Annotated in this window: 2 protein-coding genes; both read left to right on the top strand. The window is 44.2% G+C overall.

Features of this window, described 5'->3' with window-relative positions:
* Nucleotides 1-714, top strand: a 714-nt coding sequence (gene rpoH / locus A3762_RS21905) for an RNA polymerase sigma factor RpoH (protein WP_068757630.1), incomplete at its 5' end; no start/stop codon positions are given.
* Nucleotides 715-782: 68 nt separating this feature from the next.
* A partial coding sequence (locus tag A3762_RS21900) for an NAD(P)-binding domain-containing protein (RefSeq protein WP_197469487.1) occupies nt 783-949 on the top strand: 167 nt, incomplete at its 3' end.

Raw genomic sequence — 949 nt, 5'->3', positions numbered from 1 at the left:
CTTGTGGCTGCGCGACACTTGATTATGTCGCATCTACGTTTTGTTGTTCATATCGCTAAAAGTTACTCTGGATATGGTTTAGCTCAAGCTGATCTTATTCAGGAAGGAAACGTCGGCCTAATGAAAGCCGTTAAACGTTTCGATCCGACATTCGGCGTTCGCTTGGTGTCTTTTGCTGTACATTGGATCAAAGCTGAAATTCACGAATTCATTTTACGTAATTGGCGCATTGTCAAAATTGCGACGACCAAAGCGCAACGTAAAATGTTCTTCAATCTTCGCAGCTCTAAAAAGCGTCTTGCTTGGTTTACCGCAGATGAAGTTGATTCAGTAGCTAAAGACCTTGGTGTAGAACCTCGCGTCGTTCGCGAAATGGAAGGTCGCTTGAGCGCTCAAGATACAGCATTCGATGCTAGCTCTGATGAAGATGATGACAGCGCGTTCTTAGCTCCAGCGAACTATCTAGAAGATCATTCAGCAGACCCTGCACGTGCTGTAGAGCTGGCTGATACATCGAGTGATACGCGTCATCGTTTAACTGAAGCCTTACGTACTCTCGATGAGCGTAGTTTAGATATCATCACCAAACGCTGGTTAAATGAGAAAAAAGCCACGCTTCATGAGCTAGCAGATGAATACGGCGTTTCAGCTGAACGAATTCGTCAATTAGAAAAAAATGCGATGAAGAAAGTAAAAGGCTTAATGGATAGTTAGGCCTCTTTCTTCTACTAAAAACCGCCAACAGGCGGTTTTTTTATGCCATTAAAATTCGGAGTTATGTCATGCATATTGCTTTTATTGGTGTAGGCCTCATGGGCGCTCCCATGGTTACTAACCTGATTCGTGCAGGTTTCTCTCTACACCTATGGAACCGCACCCAATCAAAACTCGACCCATTTCAGAAAAACGCGAATACATATACAGCTATCAGCGAGGCAGTTGCTCACGC

This window comes from Oleiphilus sp. HI0125 (assembly GCF_001635355.1).
The sequence above is the reverse complement of the archived record's forward strand: the minus strand, read 5'-3'. Positions and strand labels throughout refer to the sequence as shown.